We start from the raw sequence: 18,478 nt of genomic DNA, 5'->3' as shown, positions 1-18,478 counted from the left end.
AGGAGTATCGTGCTCGATTAAGCAGCCTTCTCCGGAGCCTTGGCTTTGGGATATTTCCAACCAGCCAACATGCCGCGGATGGATAGATCCTCATCGACATCCGGCCAATGAACCCCGGCAAGCATGAGCTCGATATTATTCCTCTGTGCCGGCGAGGCGTCATAAAGGCTCGGATACCACCAAAGCGGGGTTATCACTTCACGTCCGTCCGCGAGCCGGACGTGCACATTGTGCAGATCGCACCATGCCTCGACGGGTCGTTCATTTTCAGGATACAGACTTGGAGAATTCATCCCATGCCTCCACAAACTGGCCGTGGTGATCTGTAACAACTTCCATAATACGCTTGAGATCTCCGGCGTTAAAGCCCTTCGCCTCGACCAGTTCGATAGGCTCCAACCAGATCTTCGCAGTGCCACCGTGTCCTGCAACATGGATATGCCGCGGCTCTCCCATGTCGAAACCGTAGAAATGGAAACGGAGGCCGTATTTGCGAAGAACGGTCGGCATCTTTTACTGACTCAGGCCGCCGAACAAAGTCGGCATGTCGAGCGGGCGGAAACCGTAGTGGTTCATCCAGCGGACGTCGGCGTTGAAGAAGTCGCGCAGGTCCGGCATGCCGTATTTCAGCATGGCGATGCGGTCCAGCCCCATGCCCCAGGCGAAACCCTGGAATTCGTCCGGATCGAGTCCGCCGGAGCGCAGCACATTCGGGTGCACCATGCCGCAGCCGAGGATTTCCATCCAGTCGCTGCCCTCGCCGAACTTGATGATCGGGCCGGAGCGGTCGCACTGGATGTCCACTTCGAAGCTCGGCTCGGTGAACGGGAAGAAGGACGGGCGAAAGCGCATGGTGACGCTGTCGACCTCGAAGAAGGCCTTGCAGAATTCTTCGAGGATCCAGCGCATGTTGCCGACATGCGACTTGCGGTCGACGACAAGGCCTTCGACTTGATGGAACATCGGCGAATGGGTCGCGTCACTATCCTGGCGATAGGTCTTGCCGGGAATGATGATGCGGATCGGCGGCTTCTGCACTTCCATCGTGCGGATCTGCACCGGCGAGGTATGGGTGCGCAGGACCTTGCGCTCGCCATTCTCGTCGGGCTGGAAGAAGAAGGTGTCATGCATCTCGCGGGCCGGATGACCTTCCGGGAAATTCAGAGCCGTGAAATTGTAATAGTCGGTCTCGACATCCGGACCTTCGGCGATCGAGAAGCCCATGTCGCCGAAGATGGCGGTGATTTCGTCGACGATCTGGCTGATCGGATGGATGCGGCCGCGTTCGGCCGGCGAAGAGCGCACCGGCAGCGAGATGTCGATCGTCTCGGCCTTGAGGCGCGCTTCGATTGCCGCGTCCTTCAGCACCGACTTCCGCTCGGTGATGGCGTCGGTAATCTCGTTCTTCAGCGCGTTGATCGCCGCACCGCGGGTCTGGCGCTCTTCCGCCGACATCGAGCCCAGCGTCTTCAGGAGCTCGGAGACCGAGCCCTTCTTGCCAAGCGCGCCGACGCGCACGGCCTCGATCGCCGCCTCGTCACTGGTGCCGGCGATTTCCGCCAGAAGCGAAGTTTTCAGGTTTTCCAGATCGGACATGGTTTCTTCCGTTTGATGCTCGGCGAGATCTATTGCGAGGTCGTGACGGCTGTTTGTCGGAATGACGTGCGCAGTGCAAAAGAAAAACCCGCGCCAGCCGTAACCAGCGCGGGTTTCCCAAAATCAGTAAAGCTAATTAGCTTGGGAAGCGCTGGTTAACGAACCGCGCTTTCAAACTCGTTGGTGGTGCCGGCTTCCTTGAGGTAATCAAGCGCCTTCTTGGCAGCAGCAACCAGAGCGCCGAATGCTTCCGGCTCATGGATTGCCATGTCGGAGAGGACCTTGCGGTCGACTTCGATGCCAGCCTTGTTGAGACCGTCGATGAAGCGGCCGTAGGTCAGGCCGGATTCGCGGACGGCAGCGTTGATACGCTGGATCCACAGAGCGCGGAAATTGCGCTTCTTGACGCGACGGTCGCGCGTGGCGAACTGACGCGAACGATCGACGGCAGCCTTGGCGGCCCGGATCGTATTCTTGCGGCGGCCGTAGAAGCCCTTGGCTGCCTTCAAAGTCTTGGTGTGTTTGGCGCGGGAAGTGACGCCCCGTTTTACGCGTGCCATGTCATGATCTCCTTAACTGATCCAAAAGTGACGAGGGTCTCAGAGACCGTTCGGCAGGTAGTTCTTGATAACCTTCTTGCCATCGGGTTCGGCAAGGATCATCGTTCCGCGTGCATCGCGGATGAACTTGTTGGACCGCTTGATCATGCCGTGGCGCTTGCCAGCGGCTGCTGCAACGACTTTGCCGGTCGCGGTGATCTTGAACCGCTTCTTGGCAGCCGATTTCGTCTTCATCTTGGGCATTTTGCTACTCCAGTTTTGTATCGAAACCACAGACGATGCTGGTTTCAAGCATTTAGAACAGCCACGGCATGCCCTGCCGGACCGTTCGGAACGCGCGCTTATAACCGCAGTCGGTCAAAAGCGCAATGGGAAAGAAGACATGACGAAAATCCGGCGGCCAAGCCAGCCGGTCCGTCGAAAAGGCATCCGGTGCGGCGCTTATTTCGGCGCCAGCACCATCATCATCTGGCGGCCTTCGAGCTTCGGCTCAGCTTCCACCTTGGCAATTTCCAAAGTATCGTCCTTCACCTGAAGCAAAAGCTTCATGCCGAGTTCCTGGTGGGCCATTTCGCGGCCGCGGAACTTCAGCGTCACCTTGACCTTGTCGCCCTCTTCAAAGAAACGGTTCATCGCCTTCATCTTCACGTCATAGTCATGCGTGTCGATGTTGGGCCGCATCTTGATTTCTTTGATTTCGACGATCTTCTGCTTCTTGCGGGCTTCTGCCGCTTTCTTCTGGTTCGCATATTTCAGCTTGCCCAGGTCGAGGATCTTGCACACTGGCGGCTCGGTGTTCGGCGAGATCTCAACGAGATCAAGGCCGGCGTCCTCAGCCATCTTGAGAGCCTGCTCGGTCGGAACGATACCAAGGTTCAAGCCTTCGGCATCGATAAGCTGGACCTTGGGAATGCGAATTTCCCGGTTGGAGCGCGGCCCGTCCTTAACAGGGGCATCGGTTTTGAATGGTCTGCGGATGGTCGTATTCTCCTAGATTGTTTCGGACCGCAGCGACACATTGACAGCGTCCGGCTTGCGGCCGACGGCAATGTCGTGATCGCTACGGCGAAGTCAATAGCATAGCCGCGCGAAAAAATCACCTGCTGTCCTATGCCTAAGAATCTGTTTTATAAGCGCGGCAAAACCTCAGGATTTCGCCATGACCGACGCAGCCAACCTCACCCGCAAAACGATCACCGTAGGCGCCGGAACGCTTGCGCGGGGGATCGCGATCATCCATCGGGCCGCGCGCAAGAAGACGTCGGGACCGGCCTTCGTCTGGCTCGGCGGCTACCGGTCGGACATGACCGGCACCAAGGCCGTCGAACTCGACGCGCTCGCCGGCGAACTTGGGCTCTCATCCATTCGCTTCGATTATTCCGGCCACGGGGCGTCCGGCGGCGCCTTCCGCGACGGCACGATCTCGCGCTGGCTGGAAGAGGCGATCGCCGTTCTCGACGATATCAGGCCGAAACGCGTCATCCTAGTCGGCTCCTCGATGGGCGGCTGGATTACGCTGCGCCTCGTGCAGGAACTGAAGAAGCGGAAGAGGGCCGCGAAGGTCGACGGCATCGTCCTGATCGCACCAGCGCCGGATTTCACGGCGGAACTGATCGAACCAATGCTTACCGAGGTCGAGCGGCAGTCGCTTAGCGAACGCGGCTATTTTGAGGAGCGCTCCGAATACAGCACCGAACCCAATATCTATACGCGCGACCTGATCGAGGATGGCCGCAAAAACTCGGTGATGACAGGGATTATCGAGACCGGCTGCCCGGTCCATATCCTGCAGGGCATGAAGGACCCGGACGTGCCCTACGCCCACGCGCTGAAACTCGTTGAGTTCCTGCCGGCCGACGATGTCGTGCTGACGCTGATCCGGGATGGCGACCACCGGCTTTCCAGGCCCCAGGATATCGAAAAATTGAGATCCGCAGTCTCGGCCCTAATACTTAATGATTAAATTTTGGGCTGATACAAAAATGTTGCAGCCTTAACCATAATGCGAACGGTGACACGTTAACAAAAGTCATCGATTGACTCTTTCTCCCGTACGCCCTTAACCTTTCATTAGGATTTGAAGGGACGGGTCCATGAAGATAGCCTTGCAGGCGCGGCGTTTCGCCGTGATCCTAGTTAGCGTACTTGTACCAGTGAGTGCTGCAGTTCCGGCTCCAAGACCAATGGCCGCCATGGTCACGGGCGCCGTCACCTCCCAGCCGATCGGCCATTACGAATTCTGCCAGAAATATGCGGCGGAATGTTCGATCAAAAGCCGTTCCGCTCCTTCCCCCAAAGTCAGCGCCAAAGGCTGGGCTACAGTCCGTCAGATCAACCGGGCCGTGAACGCCCGCTACATCGCCAAGACCGACCGGGAAGTCTACGGCCGCGAAGAGGTCTGGAGCTATCCGACGAATTTCGCCGACTGCGAAGACTATGCACTCGAAAAGCGCAAGGAACTTGCCGCTCAGGGCTTTGCCCTTTCCGACCTCCTGATGACCGTCGTCCGCAAGCCGGACGGCGAAGGCCACGCGGTGCTTACGTTGCGCACATCCGATGGCGACTTCATCCTGGACAACCTCGATAACGAGGTGAAGCCCTGGTTTGCGACATCCTACACCTTCCTGAAGCGTCAAGCCTCGTTCAACACGGGACGTTGGGTCACCATCGAAAACGGCCGCGACCTGCTTGTCGGCGCGTTGAAATAAGTCACACACTTAAGTACAAGTTAATATTCGCCTGCAACCGTAGAGGCTGCGGGCGAATGTTTTTGGTATCGGCATATCGGAAGACGTTTCCTCAATGCAGCCAACCTGCTAGGAGGGAATCTCTGAAACCGGAGCGGGTTGTGCGTGACGAGGTGAAAACAGGTTTGCCACGCGCGGCCCGTGTAACGAGGCCTGCCCTCCCGATCCTGCTGACGGGTGTGTTTGCCCTTGTCCTGCTGGCAGTCGCCGGCCTTATTGTCCTCGAAAACTACCGAAATGCCCTGAAGGAAGGCGAAGCTCGCGCCCTTTCGTCCGCGCATGTGGTCGCCGCCCACCTCGAATGGATGATCGAGGCGAGCGACCAGGCCCTGCGGCGCATCGAAACCGAGGTGGGCGACAGGCCCATCGATGCCTCGCCCAATCTTGCGGCCGACCTGTCGCGGGCTGTCGGCCAACTGCCGGCCGGTTTTCAGTATTCGCTTCTGGACGATGCCGGCGTCATCCGCTTTTCCAGCGCAGGCGGGGATGTCATTGGAAATGTATCCGACAATCAAAGCGAACGCGCCTATTTCGCGAGGCTGAAGGATGGCCAGGAGCTGACTTTCACCCGGCTGCTCGACAACGAACGTGCCGGCAAACCATCCTTCACCGTCGCACGGCGGATCGACCGGGACGGGATTTTCCGGGGCGTCGCCAGCATTACCATCCCGAACGAGAGCCTGGACGGTTTCTGGGCCTCGATGGGGCTTGGGCCGAACTCCACGATTCTGATCATCAGGGACGACGGCTGGCTGATTGCTCGACGTCCGGCGACAACGCGCCCGATCGATCTCAGCACGACCGCATGGTATCCGATGACGCGTCAAATGCCCTCCGGCTTCTACCATAGTCCGGTCTCGCCGATCGACGGTCATGCCCGCATCGTCGCCTTCTGGAAGGTCTCCGGTTGGCCGCTCATCGCCCTTGCGGCAATCGCACAGGAGGAAATTCTCGACCAGTTCTGGCGCAATCTCTTTTCGGACACGCTGGTCATGCTGCCGTTGATGGCTCTGCTGGTCCTCGGCGCCTTCTGGATCAACCGCCTTCTCTACCGGACCGCCGTCCGCAACGAGGAACTGGAGCAGGCGGTGGAGCGCAACCGTTTCCTGCTGCGGGAAATTCATCACCGGGTGAAGAACAATCTCCAGGCGGTGCTGGCGCTCGTGCGGCTGCAGGCATTGCCGGTCGATGCGCGCGACGACATGACGAGGCGCATCGCGGCGATGATCGCCGTGCACGAGCAAATCTACCAGAACGACCAGTTCGAACAGGTCGAGGTGGCGCCCTATGCCACCAAGCTGATCACCGACATCGCCTCGGGCTACGAGACGCCCGTCGTGCTCGATCTCAGGCTGCAGACGCTCACTGTCGATCGCGAACAGGCTTTGCCACTTGGGATGATCATCAACGAGGTCGTTTCCAACTCGTTCAAATATGCCTTTATCGGTCGTCAAAGCGGCAAGCTCTCGGTCGAACTCCGCGAAGACGACGACAATCTGAGCCTCGTCATCCGCGACGACGGTCCCGGCATCGAGGCCTTCAATCGGACCGGCGGCATGGGCAGCAAACTGATTGCCAATTTCGTCAAACAGCTCGGCGGGCATTTCACTACCCACAACGACGGCGGCGCGGTGTTTTCGCTCGAGGTGCCCCGGGTCAGGGTGCCGCAACAGGCGGCGTGAGGCCTCCTCAGCAGATTCCTGACCGCGCGTTTGAGCTCAGGGAATGTGCCGCACCGGATCCCGGCCCTTCGCTTTGGGCTCAGGGCGTTCGAAGCTGCAATCGATTCACCGGATCGATTGCTCGGGCTCCGCCCGATCGCTTCTCACCCATTCCCGATCAAGATACCTGCGGCCAGCACCAGCGATCCGCCGAACACCACCTGGACGACGGCTCTCAGGAAGGGCGTTTCCATGTAGCGGTTCTGGATGAAGGCGATCGCCCAGAGTTCGAAGAAGACGATGATCGCGGCGACGATCGTCGCGGTCCAGAAATGCGGGATGAGGTAAGGCAGCGTGTGGCCGAGGCCGCCGAGCGCCGTCATGATGCCGGAGGCAAACCCACGCTTGATCGGCGAACCGCGTCCGGAAATCTTGCCGTCGTCGTGGGCGGCTTCGGTAAAGCCCATGGAAATGCCGGCACCGACTGAGGCCGACAGGCCGATCAGGAAGGTCGACCAAGTGTCGCCGGTCGCAAAGGCCGCTGCAAAGATCGGCGCCAGCGTCGAGACCGAGCCGTCCATCAATCCTGCGAGACCGGGTTGCACATAAGTGAGGATGAACTGGCGGCGGGCGGTTTCGTCTTCCTCGGTCTTCACGTCGTCGGTCACGTGCTTGTCGCCGAGCATGCGGGCGATATCCTCGTGCCCCTGTTCGGCAATCGCCAGATCGCCGAGCAGCTGCCGCGTCGAGGCGTCGGAAACCTGCTTTACAGCTTCGGTATAAAACCGGAAAGCCTGTTGCTCCATGGCTTCCGCCTGTTCCCGGATGGTGTCGAGCGATAGGTTGCGGGTCAGCCAATCCGGTTTGCGTTCGTAGAAGCCACGCACATGTTCGCGGCGGATCAGCGGGATGCGCTCGCCGAAGCGTGAGCGGAACATCTCGATCAGCATGTTCTTATGGGTCTGCTCGACCTCCGCCATGTCTTCGAACACCTTGGCAGATGCGGGAAACTGATCCTTGAGATTGTCCGCATAAGCGAGATAGATCCGCGCATCCTCCTCTTCCGAAGCGATGGCGAGCGCCAGGATTTCCTTCTCGTCGAGGGAGGCGAATGGGCGCTTGGAACTGGAAAGAAGACGGGCGAGCATGAAAAACCTCTTATTAGAATTGTTCTAAACTAAAGCCCCGCTTGAAAACTTCAAGGGATTTCTGCCTCCCCGCGATCGAAAGACAGCGGGAAGGCGTCACGCAATATCCGGAAAGGTTTGCTGCGGCGCAGCGTAATCTTCTGGATTTTTTTCTTGCCGTTCCCGAAATGAAAGGACTATGAGCTGCTCCGCGCGGGCCAAAATCCGGGCACCTCCCAAAGTTTAGAAGGCATAGATCCCATGAACCGCAGAAACTTCTTCCGGCAGGCAGCGACCGCCGGCGTGGGCGCCGCTGCAGCGACCGCGCTCGCAGCGCCTGCCATTGCCCAGGAATCTCCGAAGATCACCTGGCGGATGACCTCGTCGTTCACCAAGAATACCGACATTCTCTGGTCCGCGGCCACCGACATCGCCGAAAGCGTCAAGGAAGCGTCGGACGGCAACTTTACGATCCACACCTTTGCCGCCGGCGAAATCGTGCCGCCGCTGCAAGCGGCGGATGCCGTTTCCAACGGCACTGTCGAAATGGCGCATACCTGCGCCTATTACTATATCGGCAAGGATCCGACGTTTGCGCTCGGTACCGCCGTTCCGTTCGGTCTCAACGCCCGCCAGACCAATGCATGGTTCTCGGTCGGCGGCGGTAACGAGCTGCTCAACGACTTCCTGGGCAGCTACAATCTCTTCGCGCTGCCGGCCGGCAATACCGGTGCCCAGATGGGTGGTTGGTACCGTAAGGAAATCAACACGATCGAAGACCTGAAGGGCCTGAAGATGCGGATTGCCGGCCTCGCGGGCCAGGTGATGCAGAAACTCGGCGTCACGCCGCAGCAGATTGCCGGCGGCGACGTCTATGCGGCGCTCGAAAAAGGCACGATCGACGCCACGGAATTCGTCGGTCCCTATGACGACCAGAAGCTCGGTTTCGTGAAGGTCGCGAAGTACTATTATTATCCGGCCTGGTGGGAAGGTGGCCCGGCCGTCCACGCCTTCATGAACAAGGAAAAGTTCAACGCCCTTCCGAAGAGCTACCAGCGCATGATCAAGGATGCATGCGCCAATGCCAACCAGAACATGCTCTCCCGCTACGACACCAGCAACGCCAAGGCGCTGCGTCAGCTTGTTTCGGAAGGTGCGGTCCTGAAGCCGTTCAGCCCGGAAATCCTCGAAGCCAGCTACAAGGCTGCGCTCGAAGTCTATGCCGAACTCAACGCCAAGAACGCCGCCTTCAAGAAGATCTACGACAGCCAGCAGGCCTTCAAGAAGGAAGGCTATCTCTGGAACCAGATCGCCGAATACAGCTACGACACCTTCATGATGGTGCAGCAGCGCAAGGGCACGCTGTAAACAGCGTCCGTTCGTGACATCAAAGCCCGGAGCATTACTTCGGGCTTTTTTTTATCAACCTTCGACCAGCTCGATATCGCCAGCCATCCGGTCGCGCAGGCGCCCGACATCGCGGGCCGGCGAGGCGCCGAACTGTCGGGAATATTCGCGGCTGAACTGGGTGACGCTTTCTTAGCCGACCGAAAAGGCAACACGCGCCGTATCGCCCGCTTCCGCCAGCAGCCGGCGGCGGGCTTCGTGCAGGCGAATGCTCTTCTGGTACTGGATCGGGCTCATGGCAGTCACGTCCTTGAAGTGGCGGTGAAAGCTGCGATGTCGGCCGCGGTGAGGACGCCGTCCGGAAACTGCGCGACCAGGGGCTCGACGCGCATGTCCTGCAACTCGACGTCACCAGCAACGAAAGCGTCACCTCGGCGATTGCGGAACTCCGCCGGCAGACCGACCATCTCGACGCGCTCGTCAACAATGCCGGTGTCGCCGACAGCTTTACGCACCAGCCCTTCGATGAGCCGATCGACGTCGTAAAAGCCGTCTACGAGGTGAATACGTTCGGGCCGATCCGCATGACTCAGGCGGCGCTGCCCCTGCTCAAGGCATCCGGCGCGGGACGCGTCGTCATGCTGAGCAGCGAACTCGGCTCGCTCCAGGCTCTGCTCGACCCGCAAAACCAGTTCTACAAGATCAATGCGCTTGGCTATAATTCGTCCAAGACAGCGCTCAATGCCGTTACCGTGTCGTTTGCCAAGGCGGCGGCGCCCTTCGGCATCAAGGTCAACGCGGCCGATCCGGGTTATACAAAGACCGACATGAACGGCCATTCGGGTTATCGCACCGTCGAACAGGCGGCGGAAGCGCCGGTGCGGCTTGCCACGCTGGGTCCAGACGGCCCGACGGCCGGCTATTTCTTCGACGACCAAACTCTTCCCTGGTGAATGCGAACTTTGTCAGCGCAATTGCCCGGTCGGCCTCGATGTTGGCCGGGCAACAGTGCGACTTTTTGGAATTTCCTTGCCGTTCCCGAAATGAAAGGATTATGAGCGAAATCGACAGGGCCCGGACTGGCCGCGCACTTTTCGCTTCGAGGAGAATTTCATGGATCGCAGACATTTCTTCAAGCAGGCCGCCACCGCCGGGGTCGGCGCCGCTGCCGCAACCGCACTTGCCGCTCCGGCAATTGCCCAGGAAAGCCCGAGGGTCAGCTGGCGACTGACATCCTCCTTCCCGAAAAGCCTCGACATCATCTTCAATGCCGCCAACCAGATCGCCGACAGCGTCAGGAACGCCACTGACGGCAAGTTCACGATCCAGACATTCGGGGCCGGCGAAATCGTGCCGCCGCTGCAGGCGGCAGACGCGGTTGCCAACGGTACGGTCGAAATGGCCCATACCTGCTCCTATTATTACATCGGCCAGGACCCGGCATTTGCGCTCGGTACCGCCATTCCCTTCGGCCTCAACGCCCGCATGACCAATGCCTGGTTCACGGCCGGCGGCGGCAACGACCTGATCAACGAATTCCTGGCGCCGCGCAATCTCTATGCCCTGCCCGCCGGCAATAGCGGCACCCAGATGGGCGGCTGGTTCCGCAAGGAAATCAACACGATCGACGACCTCAAAGGCCTGAAGATGCGCATTGCAGGCCTTGCAGGCCAGGTCATGCAGAAGGTCGGTGTCACCCCGCAGCAGATCGCCGGCGGCGACGTCTATGCGGCGCTCGAAAAGGGCACGATCGATGCGACCGAATTCGTCGGCCCCTATGACGACCAGAAGCTCGGCTTCGTGAAAGTCGCCAAGTACTATTATTATCCGGCATGGTGGGAAGGTGGCCCGGCCATGCACGCCTTCTTCAATCTCGAAAAGTTCAAGGGCCTGCCGAAAAGCTACCAGCAGATCATCACCGATGCCTGCGCCGCGGCCAACATGAGCATGCTCGCCAATTACGATGCTCACAACGCCACGGCGCTGAAGAAGCTGGTTGCCGAAGGCGCAGTGCTGAAAGCCTTCAGCCGAGAGATCATGGATGTCTGCTTCAAGGCGGCAATGGAGACCTATGCCGACCTTTCGGCCAAGAGCCCGGCCTTCAAGAAGATCTACGACAGCCAGCAGGCCTTCAAGAAGGATGCCTACCTCTGGGCCCAGATCGCCGAATACTCCTACGACACCTACATGATGACGCAGCAGCGCGCCGGCACGCTCTGACCAGATCGTCGCATGACATGCACCACGCCCGGAGCGATCCTCCGGGCGTGGTGTTCGAAAGCCGGCCGCCGCCGCCTCAATATCGGTCGCCGAACCGGCCAAAGCGGTTGCTAATTTCAATATTGCATTGTAATATCATGTCGTTGAATGAGAAATTCGACGCCGCCGTTGAGCTCCCGGAAAATTAAATCTCCGTGGCAGCATTGATTATCAACGGATAAAGCTTATATTGACGCTATCGAAAATTGCTTGCGACCTTTGTTCCCGGGCCTGGTGCTCAGTCAGATTTCCTCTCAAATATCGATCAAAGCGGATGGAATACTGTCCGCAATCTCTAACGATTGAAAGGAAATCGTTATGAATACTGGCACCGTAAAGTGGTTCAATAGCACCAAGGGTTTCGGCTTCATTCAGCCTGATGACGGCGCGACGGACGTTTTCGTTCACGTTTCTGCTGTCGAACGCGCAGGCATGTCTTCCCTGACGGAAGGTCAGAAGATCTCCTACGAGATCGTTCGCGACCGCAAGTCCGGCAAGAGCTCGGCCGACAACCTCCGGGCCGCATAAGAATGTCATTCGCCTCGGCTGACCACGGATGTACTGGCAGCGACGGCTTGAATGACGGGAAGAGGTCGGGGTAACGCCCGGCCTTTTTGTTTTGCTCCGGCTTTCGGCCGGTCCAAGGAGAACACGATGAGCGCAAGTGTCTATACCATAGGCGATAACATCGTCCTCAAGGCCGGCCTGACCCGGACCGCCACTGGCGATCGGACATGCCGTGTCGTGGGCCTTTTGCCGGCAGCCGACCGCGGCGAAAACCAATACCGCGTACGTTTCGGCACAGAGAATTTCGAGCGCCGCATCGTTGAAAGCGATATCGACACTTCGGAGACGGCCTCTTCCGCCAGGAAGGACGAGGCTTTGGAAGCCGCCCCGCGCGGCCCCTGGTTGAAGCCGGCCAGCATCCGTATCGGAAAGTAAGTCATTCAACCCTTTGATCGAAAGCGGGATCTGCCCGCAATGGAAAGGATATAGTTTGCAGGTTCTAGTCAGAGATAACAACGTCGAGCAGGCCCTTCGGGTTCTGAAGAAGAAGATGCAGCGCGAAGGCGTGTTCCGCGAGATGAAGGCGCGTAGCGCCTATGAGAAGCCCTCTGAAAAGCGGGTGCGCGAAAAGGCTGAAGCTGTGCGGCGTTACCGCAAGCTGGCCCGCAAGAAGATGCAGCGCGAAGGCCTCCTGCCGGCTCCCAAGAAAGTGATCCGTCCGGCGCGCGGATAATTTGTCGACCGCACGGACATCCCATCAGGAAGGAGGATATTATGGCCGCAACCAAGGACGAATTCTTCAATCCCACCAAGCTTTCCGCGCGTGACAAAGCTGCCGCGACAGATCACACCGCGCGCTCCATCATTTCGGCGGAAGCGACCCAGCGGGAAAAGAAAACCGAGAAACTGAGGCAGCTTCGCCTTGAACGCGAAGCGGCGGAGCCTGTTCCGGCCCCGGTTCGAGCCAAGGGCCGCAAGGCCTCGGCCGATCACTGAATTTCAAAAGCCCGGAATTTTCCGGGCTTTTTGATTTGTGGCTCAGCATATGTGAGCCGCTCAAGCGGCCTGAAGCTGCGCCGGCTGGCGTGGCAGCGGCGGAAAGGCGAGAGCGATCGCCACCGCCCCGAGACCGACTAGCGCCGAACCGAAGAACAGCCAGTCATAATTTGCGAAATGATCGAAGGCCCAGCCGCCGGCGAGAGGTCCAAAGGCCATGCCGAGGCTCGACAGCATGGTCGCCGCCCCGAACACGGTACCCATGATCTTCGGTCCGAAATAGTCGCGCGCCAGCACCGCATAGAGCGGCATGACACCGCCATAGGTGCCGCCGAAGATCACCGCCAACATGTAGAACTGGCTGAGATCGCTCACCATCGTGTAGGCCGCAATGACCACGGCCTGGATCATCAGTCCGCCGATCAGCACCGGCTTGACGCCCAGCCTGTCGGCCAGAAGCCCAAACAGAATGCGGCCGCCAAGGCCCGCCGCCCCCTCGACGCTGTAGATGCTGACGGCCGACATCGGCGCCACGCCACAGAACATCGCGTAGCTCACCATGTGAAAGATCGGTCCGGAATGGGCCGCGCAGCAGGCGAAGAAGGTAAACCCGAGCACCAGGAATTGCGGCGAGCGGAACACCCGCGACAGCGGCATGCCGGCACCTTCGGCCTGAGGTTCAGACGCCATGCCACCCGCGGCGGCCACGGCCGGCGGATTGCGGACGAGGAAAGCCGTCGGCAGGAGCAGGATCCAGGCACCGATGCCGATGAACAGCATCGCCAGGCGCCAGTCGTCATAGGCGGTGATCAGCCAGCGGGCAAAGGGCGAGATTGTCATCGGCGCCATGCCCATGCCGGCGGATACCAGCGAGACCGCAAGGCTGCGATGCTCGTCGAACCAGGACATGGTGACGGCGATCATCGGTGCGAAGAAGGCGCTTGCGGCAAGCCCGATCAGACAGCCATAGATCAGCTGGAAGGCAAGGAGGCTCTGCGCCTGGCTGGCAAGCACCAGCGCCAGGCCGAGAAGCGCGGCTCCGATCAGCACGACGACACGCGCGCCGAAACGGTCGCTCAACGTACCCCACATGAAGCCGCCGAGGCCCATGACGACAAAATTGAGCGTCATGGCACTCGAAATGCCCGCATGAGACCAGCCGGTCGCCTTGGCGATCGGCTCCAGAAAGATGGCCAGCGAGAACATCGTGCCGACGGCGACGCAGCCCATCAGGGCGCCGGCTGCGACGATGACCCAACGATAATTGTTACTCATGTCTACTCCCATATGTCACAGGTTCCGAGATCCGGACGGTTTGCGCAGCATCGCTATGCCCATCCTTGAACCAAGGACGTCCGGGGGCCTTCTCTCCCGACAGAGCCGACCGATTTTTTCGCAACCGGATTTTTGGATCATAGAACGAGAAAGCCCCGCAAGCGGCGGGGCTCTCCAAAATCTCCTGATGGTGGTGACGTCTAGCTGCTCCCGGTGTTGGGACGGTTCTTGCCGACATTGGTGTTGGTGGATGCCGTCTTGCCGTCCGGGTTCTGGCCATAATAGGTGCCGCCGAGGTGGCCACCGGCACTGGTGTTCTCGACCTGGCGTTCGGCGCGTTTTACGGCTTCCTGTACGTCACTCTTGCTCATGTCTGCCTCCAGCTTTTGCGGTTGGTGACAGGGACGTAACCGCCGGACGCCTGAAGTGTTCCCGCTAATCGTCGGATCCCGCGCGCTGGCCGACATCGAAGCTTCATACATCACGGGCAGGTTTTCCCTTGACGAAGCGCAAAGACGCCTCTATTTGGAAACGATCGTTTCCGAAATAAGCCAATACCATGGATATCAAGACAGCGACGCGCCCGCCGGGTCGTCCCCGCGAATTCGAGATCGAAGATGCACTCGACAAGGCGATCATCGTCTTTTCCGAGAGGGGTTATCACGCGGCCTCGATTTCCGAGCTGAAGGACGCCATGGGGCTTGCCGCCGGCAGTCTCTACAAGGCGTTCAAGGACAAGAAGGCGATCTTTCTCGCAAGCTTCGACCGCTACAAGCAGGTCCGCAATGCACTTCTCGACCAGGAACTGGCCGAAGGCGCAAACGGCCGCGACAAGGTTTCCCGCATGCTGCGCTTTTATGCCGAGGCCTCGCACGGCCAGAATGGCCGGCGCGGCTGCCTCGTTGTCGGTACGGCGATCGAACTCGCAGTCTACGATGCCGACGCAGCCGAACGGGTGGGCCGCTCCATGGCCCGGACCGAAGCCATGATCGACGGCCTCATTCGCGAAGGCCAGGCGGATGGCTCCATTCCACCGGCGATCGACCCGCTCACCACCGCCCACGTCCTGCTCTCTGTTACGCAAGGCCTGAGAGTGCTCGGCAAAACCGGGCCGAACCGGGACCGCGCCTTTTCCGTGGTCGATGCGGCCATGAAACTTCTCGACTGATTTTTCAATGCAATCCTTCCTCCCAAGGAGCTTCCCATGACCACCAATACCGCAACGATGGCCACGCCGGCGGCGGCTTCCGGCTTGTCCGCCGCGATGACCTTCGTCATGGCCGCAGCCTGCGGCCTCATCGCCGCCAATCTCTATTATTCCCAACCGCTCGCAGGGCCGATCGCCGCCTCGATCGGCCTGCCGGCGCATGCGACCGGCCTTATCGTCACGCTGACCCAGATCGGTTACGGCCTCGGCCTGCTGCTGGTCGTGCCGCTCGGCGACCTTCTGGAAAACCGCCGGCTGATCCTCACCATGATCGGCGTGGTCACGGTGGCGCTGCTCGGCGCCGGCCTGTCCACCGCGACCATCCCGTTCCTCGCCGCGTCGCTGGCGATCGGCATCGGCTCCACCGCCGTGCAGATGATCGTGCCGTTTGCCGCCAGCCTGACCAATGATGCCAATCGTGGCCGGGTGGTCGGCAATGTCATGAGCGGGCTGATGATCGGCATCATGATGGCCCGGCCAGTCTCGAGCTTCGTTGCCGAGTTCTCCTCCTGGCACATCGTCTTTTTCCTGTCGGCAGCGGCGATGATCGTGCTCGGCTTCGTGCTTGCCGCGCGGCTGCCGAAGCGCATGCCGCAGACGAAGCTCTCGTATTTCGGCCTGCTCGGATCGATGGGTCGCCTTTACGCCACCCAGCCGGTTCTGCGCCGCCGAGCTTTCTACCAGGCCTGCCAGTTCGCCACTTTCAGCCTGTTCTGGACGGTGACGCCGCTGGTTCTCGCCGGCCCCGCCTTCCATCTCAGTCAGGCCGGCATCGCGCTGTTTGCCCTGGCTGGTGTGGCCGGCGCCATCGCCTCACCGATCGCCGGACGCCTGGCCGACCGGGATCTCGGCCGGCCTGCGACGATCTTCGGGATCGGAGCCGTCGCCGTCGCCTTCCTGATCACCCATATCGCCCCTGAAGGCTCGGTCGTGGCACTCGCGCTGCTGACGCTTGCCGCCATCCTGCTCGATTTCGGGGTAACGATGACGCTCGTGATCGGCCAGCGGTCGATCTACAATCTCGGCGCGGACCTGAGAAGCCGGCTCAACGGCCTCTACATGGCGACCTTCTTCTGTGGCGGCGCGATCGGCTCCGCCGTCGGCGCCTGGGCCTTTGCCGAAGGCGGCTGGCTGCTTGCCTCCTCGCTCGGCCTTGCCCTGCCGGTCATCGCCTTCCTCTATTTCCTGACGGAAAAACGCGCCAAGGTTTAAGGCGATAGGACAAGATCACGTTCAAGGACGACCTCGAACGTGATCGAGGTCGTCAACGTGCCATCCTCCTGCCAGGGGTCAGCCTTCGTTTCTCAGATCAACGAGGCTTCCATGCGACCCACCCTTCGCTTTTTTGCTCTTCTGCTGGCGGGTATCAGCAATTCATCCGCCCTTGCCGCCGATCCCGTCGGCGTCCGGAAAATCAGTGTGGTTTCGCCCGAACACGATCGGGCACTTGCGGTAACCGTCTGGTATCCGTCAAAGGGTGACGGCGAAACGACGTCCATCGGCGACAACCGGATTTTCGAGGGATCGCCTGCATCGAAGAACGCGTCCCCCGAAAGCGGTCGCTTTCCGCTCGTGCTCCTGTCCCATGGCTCCGGCTCCCGCGCCGAAGGCATGGCCTGGATTGCCACCAGGCTCGCCGAGGCGGGCTTCATCGTCGCCGGTCCCAACCATCCCGGCACCACGAGCGGCGATTCCACGCCGGCCGCGACGCCGAAGATCTGGGAACGCACTCAGGATCTTTCCGACATCATCACCGCATTGACCGGCGAAGCCCCCTGGAAGGCGGCAATCGACACAGAGCATATCGGCGTTCTCGGCTTCTCGCTCGGCGGCAGTACGGCGATGGAGCTTGCCGGCGCACGTGCCGATCTCGATGCCTACAAACGGTATTGCGATGACTATCCGGCCATGATGGATTGCATCTGGTTCCGAGGCGGGCGCGGTTTTGCCGATGGCGAGCAGGTCGCGGTCAAAAAATTCGATCTCGAAAGCATCGACAGGGCACGCTTCGAACGATCGAACCGCGATCGGCGCGTCACTGCGGCCGTCATGGTCGATCCGGGTCTTGCGACGGCTTTCACGGCCGGCAGTGTGAAAGCCATCGATATTCCGGTGACCGTCGTCAATCTCGGCAGCGTCGGGCAAATCCCGGTCGCGGTGCTTTCGGACGTGCTGGGGAAACAGGCCCCGAATGCCAGCTATGCGCAGGTGAACGATGCCAACCATTTCAGTTTCCTGCCCGTCTGCAAACCGGGTGCGGCCGAGTTCCTGAAATCCGTCGAAGAGACCGATCCGATCTGCGATGAAAACACCAGCCGATCGCGGGCCGATATTCACCGGGAACTGACCGGCCTCATCGTTTCGGCTTTCGAGCGAGGCCTCAAACCCAGCCGCTGAGCGAAAAGTGCGCTCTTCGGGTTTTCGTCATTCAGCGGAGTGGGCAATACTATCCGCTGAACGTCATCATCCGGCTATCATCCACCGATAGGAAGCGGCGTCCAAAACTATTCCCGTTTTCAGATCTGGAAAATAAGCAATGAAAATTCTGATGGTCGACGTCGACGGCGTGCTCGTTCACGGGCGTCCCGGCGACGGATTGCCGTTCGCAACCGATCTCGAACGGGATCTCGGCCTGCCGCTGGACGTGTGGCAGCGGGAATTCTTCAAGCCTTACTGGCCCGACATCGTCATCGGCCGGGAGCCGATCGAGCCTCGCCTCACCGCGGTGCTTCGGGAGATCGCCCCGCATCTCGAAGCGGAAACGCTGCTCCAGTACTGGTTCGAAAACGATTCCCGGCTGGACCGGAAGCTGCTCGACGATCTTGCCGTGTTCGGAGAAACCGGCTTGGCGCTTTATCTCGCCACCAACCAGGAACATCGGCGCGCAGCCTATCTGATGGATGAACTCGGCCTCGCCCGCCATTTCGACGGTATTTTCTATTCCGCCAAATTCGGCCATCGCAAGCCGGCGCAGGATTTTTTCCGCCTCGCCACCGCGGAAACGGGTGCGTCGCCCGACGAGATCCTCTTCCTCGACGACACGCTCGAAAATGTGGAGGCCGCCCGAGTGTTCGGCTGGAACGCGGTCCACTGGACAGCCGGTATGACGCTGGAAGCAGCCATCGCCCCGTTTGCGGCAGTTGAAGAAAACCGCTGAGGCGAAGGGATCGGCCGGCCGAGCGGCCGATCCTGTTTC

The 18,478-nt window shown here is 60.1% G+C and carries 23 protein-coding genes and 1 pseudogene; 14 read left to right on the top strand and 10 right to left on the bottom strand.

Annotated features, from left to right (window positions below):
• Positions 1-17: 17 nt before the first annotated feature.
• The 6 genes from RG540_RS21955 to infC form a co-directional block, all read right to left on the bottom strand.
• A complete protein-coding gene (locus RG540_RS21955; protein WP_038592465.1) occupies positions 18-293 on the bottom strand; it encodes a DUF2442 domain-containing protein in 276 nt (91 codons plus the stop codon).
• Positions 268-510 (bottom strand): DUF4160 domain-containing protein, encoded by a 243-nt coding sequence (locus RG540_RS21950; protein ID WP_038592462.1) that lies wholly within the window; start codon positions 508-510, stop codon positions 268-270. Before RG540_RS21950 ends, RG540_RS21955 begins: the two co-directional genes overlap by 26 nt.
• Before the next feature lie 3 nt (positions 511-513).
• Positions 514-1,596, bottom strand: coding sequence for a phenylalanine--tRNA ligase subunit alpha (pheS, locus tag RG540_RS21945; protein ID WP_038592459.1), 1,083 nt, complete (start codon positions 1,594-1,596; stop codon positions 514-516).
• Between the two features lie 155 nt (positions 1,597-1,751).
• Positions 1,752-2,156: a 50S ribosomal protein L20 gene (rplT, locus tag RG540_RS21940; RefSeq protein WP_037079680.1), complete on the bottom strand. Its 405-nt coding sequence runs from the start codon at positions 2,154-2,156 to the stop codon at positions 1,752-1,754.
• Positions 2,157-2,195: 39 nt separating this feature from the next.
• The gene (rpmI, locus tag RG540_RS21935; protein ID WP_007751830.1) at positions 2,196-2,399 is read right to left on the bottom strand and encodes a 50S ribosomal protein L35; all 204 of its coding nucleotides are present in this window, start codon (positions 2,397-2,399) and stop codon (positions 2,196-2,198) included.
• Positions 2,400-2,597: 198 nt separating this feature from the next.
• Positions 2,598-3,134, bottom strand: coding sequence for a translation initiation factor IF-3 (gene infC / locus RG540_RS21930; RefSeq protein ID WP_038548290.1), 537 nt, complete (start codon positions 3,132-3,134; stop codon positions 2,598-2,600).
• A gap of 181 nt (positions 3,135-3,315) precedes the next feature.
• Here infC and RG540_RS21925 point away from each other — a divergent pair, with 181 nt between their 5' ends.
• From RG540_RS21925 to RG540_RS21915, 3 genes are all read left to right on the top strand, one after another.
• The gene (locus tag RG540_RS21925) at positions 3,316-4,119 is read left to right on the top strand and encodes an alpha/beta hydrolase (protein ID WP_038592456.1); all 804 of its coding nucleotides are present in this window, start codon (positions 3,316-3,318) and stop codon (positions 4,117-4,119) included.
• 130 nt (positions 4,120-4,249) lie between these two features.
• Complete coding sequence (locus RG540_RS21920; RefSeq protein ID WP_038592453.1) at positions 4,250-4,864, top strand: transglutaminase-like cysteine peptidase; 615 nt, start codon at positions 4,250-4,252, stop codon at positions 4,862-4,864.
• 140 nt (positions 4,865-5,004) lie between these two features.
• Positions 5,005-6,585, top strand: a complete 1,581-nt coding sequence (locus RG540_RS21915) for a sensor histidine kinase (RefSeq protein ID WP_162182807.1) — start codon at positions 5,005-5,007, stop codon at positions 6,583-6,585.
• Positions 6,586-6,728: 143 nt separating this feature from the next.
• Here the strand turns inward: RG540_RS21915 and mbfA are convergent, their stop codons facing one another.
• Entirely contained in the window at positions 6,729-7,712 is a 984-nt protein-coding gene (mbfA, locus tag RG540_RS21910; protein WP_038592448.1) for an iron exporter MbfA, read from the bottom strand.
• A 240-nt stretch (positions 7,713-7,952) separates the two neighbouring features.
• Between mbfA and RG540_RS21905 the strand changes: the two genes are divergently transcribed.
• Positions 7,953-9,059: a TRAP transporter substrate-binding protein gene (locus RG540_RS21905; protein WP_038548272.1), complete on the top strand. Its 1,107-nt coding sequence runs from the start codon at positions 7,953-7,955 to the stop codon at positions 9,057-9,059.
• Between the two features lie 54 nt (positions 9,060-9,113).
• Here RG540_RS21905 and RG540_RS33035 read toward each other — a convergent pair.
• Positions 9,114-9,368, bottom strand: a pseudogene (locus RG540_RS33035) (helix-turn-helix domain-containing protein); the annotation flags it as partial.
• A 35-nt stretch (positions 9,369-9,403) separates the two neighbouring features.
• Here RG540_RS33035 and RG540_RS21900 point away from each other — a divergent pair.
• The 6 genes from RG540_RS21900 (at position 9,404) to RG540_RS21875 (ending at position 12,800) form a co-directional block, all read left to right on the top strand.
• The gene (locus RG540_RS21900; protein WP_080725002.1) at positions 9,404-9,991 is read left to right on the top strand and encodes an SDR family NAD(P)-dependent oxidoreductase; all 588 of its coding nucleotides are present in this window, start codon (positions 9,404-9,406) and stop codon (positions 9,989-9,991) included.
• A 160-nt stretch (positions 9,992-10,151) separates the two neighbouring features.
• A complete protein-coding gene (locus RG540_RS21895) occupies positions 10,152-11,258 on the top strand; it encodes a TRAP transporter substrate-binding protein (RefSeq protein ID WP_038592445.1) in 1,107 nt (368 codons plus the stop codon).
• 357 nt (positions 11,259-11,615) lie between these two features.
• A complete protein-coding gene (locus RG540_RS21890) occupies positions 11,616-11,825 on the top strand; it encodes a cold-shock protein (protein WP_007770461.1) in 210 nt (69 codons plus the stop codon).
• Between the two features lie 126 nt (positions 11,826-11,951).
• Positions 11,952-12,239 (top strand): hypothetical protein, encoded by a 288-nt coding sequence (locus RG540_RS21885; protein ID WP_038592443.1) that lies wholly within the window; start codon positions 11,952-11,954, stop codon positions 12,237-12,239.
• Between the two features lie 55 nt (positions 12,240-12,294).
• Positions 12,295-12,537 (top strand): 30S ribosomal protein S21, encoded by a 243-nt coding sequence (gene rpsU, locus RG540_RS21880; RefSeq protein ID WP_037079713.1) that lies wholly within the window; start codon positions 12,295-12,297, stop codon positions 12,535-12,537.
• A gap of 41 nt (positions 12,538-12,578) precedes the next feature.
• Positions 12,579-12,800 (top strand): hypothetical protein, encoded by a 222-nt coding sequence (locus tag RG540_RS21875; protein ID WP_038592440.1) that lies wholly within the window; start codon positions 12,579-12,581, stop codon positions 12,798-12,800.
• A 60-nt stretch (positions 12,801-12,860) separates the two neighbouring features.
• On the opposite strand, the gene RG540_RS21870 is transcribed toward RG540_RS21875, so the two are convergent.
• Complete coding sequence (locus tag RG540_RS21870) at positions 12,861-14,075, bottom strand: MFS transporter (RefSeq protein ID WP_038592437.1); 1,215 nt, start codon at positions 14,073-14,075, stop codon at positions 12,861-12,863.
• Positions 14,076-14,275: 200 nt separating this feature from the next.
• A complete protein-coding gene (locus RG540_RS32900) occupies positions 14,276-14,446 on the bottom strand; it encodes a hypothetical protein (RefSeq protein ID WP_167551681.1) in 171 nt (56 codons plus the stop codon).
• A gap of 188 nt (positions 14,447-14,634) precedes the next feature.
• Here RG540_RS32900 and RG540_RS21865 point away from each other — a divergent pair, with 188 nt between their 5' ends.
• The 4 genes from RG540_RS21865 to RG540_RS21850 all read left to right on the top strand — a co-directional run bounded on the left by RG540_RS21865 (position 14,635) and on the right by RG540_RS21850 (position 18,439).
• Complete coding sequence (locus tag RG540_RS21865; protein ID WP_038592434.1) at positions 14,635-15,243, top strand: TetR/AcrR family transcriptional regulator; 609 nt, start codon at positions 14,635-14,637, stop codon at positions 15,241-15,243.
• A gap of 57 nt (positions 15,244-15,300) precedes the next feature.
• Positions 15,301-16,494 (top strand): MFS transporter, encoded by a 1,194-nt coding sequence (locus RG540_RS21860; protein WP_038594444.1) that lies wholly within the window; start codon positions 15,301-15,303, stop codon positions 16,492-16,494.
• 111 nt (positions 16,495-16,605) lie between these two features.
• Entirely contained in the window at positions 16,606-17,679 is a 1,074-nt protein-coding gene (locus tag RG540_RS21855; RefSeq protein WP_038594441.1) for an alpha/beta hydrolase family protein, read from the top strand.
• Between the two features lie 139 nt (positions 17,680-17,818).
• Entirely contained in the window at positions 17,819-18,439 is a 621-nt protein-coding gene (locus RG540_RS21850; protein WP_038592431.1) for an HAD-IA family hydrolase, read from the top strand.
• Positions 18,440-18,478 lie beyond the last annotated feature (39 nt).

Source organism: Neorhizobium galegae bv. orientalis str. HAMBI 540 (assembly GCF_000731315.1).
GTDB lineage: Bacteria > Pseudomonadota > Alphaproteobacteria > Rhizobiales > Rhizobiaceae > Neorhizobium > Neorhizobium galegae.
The sequence above is the reverse complement of the archived record's forward strand: the minus strand, read 5'-3'. Positions and strand labels throughout refer to the sequence as shown.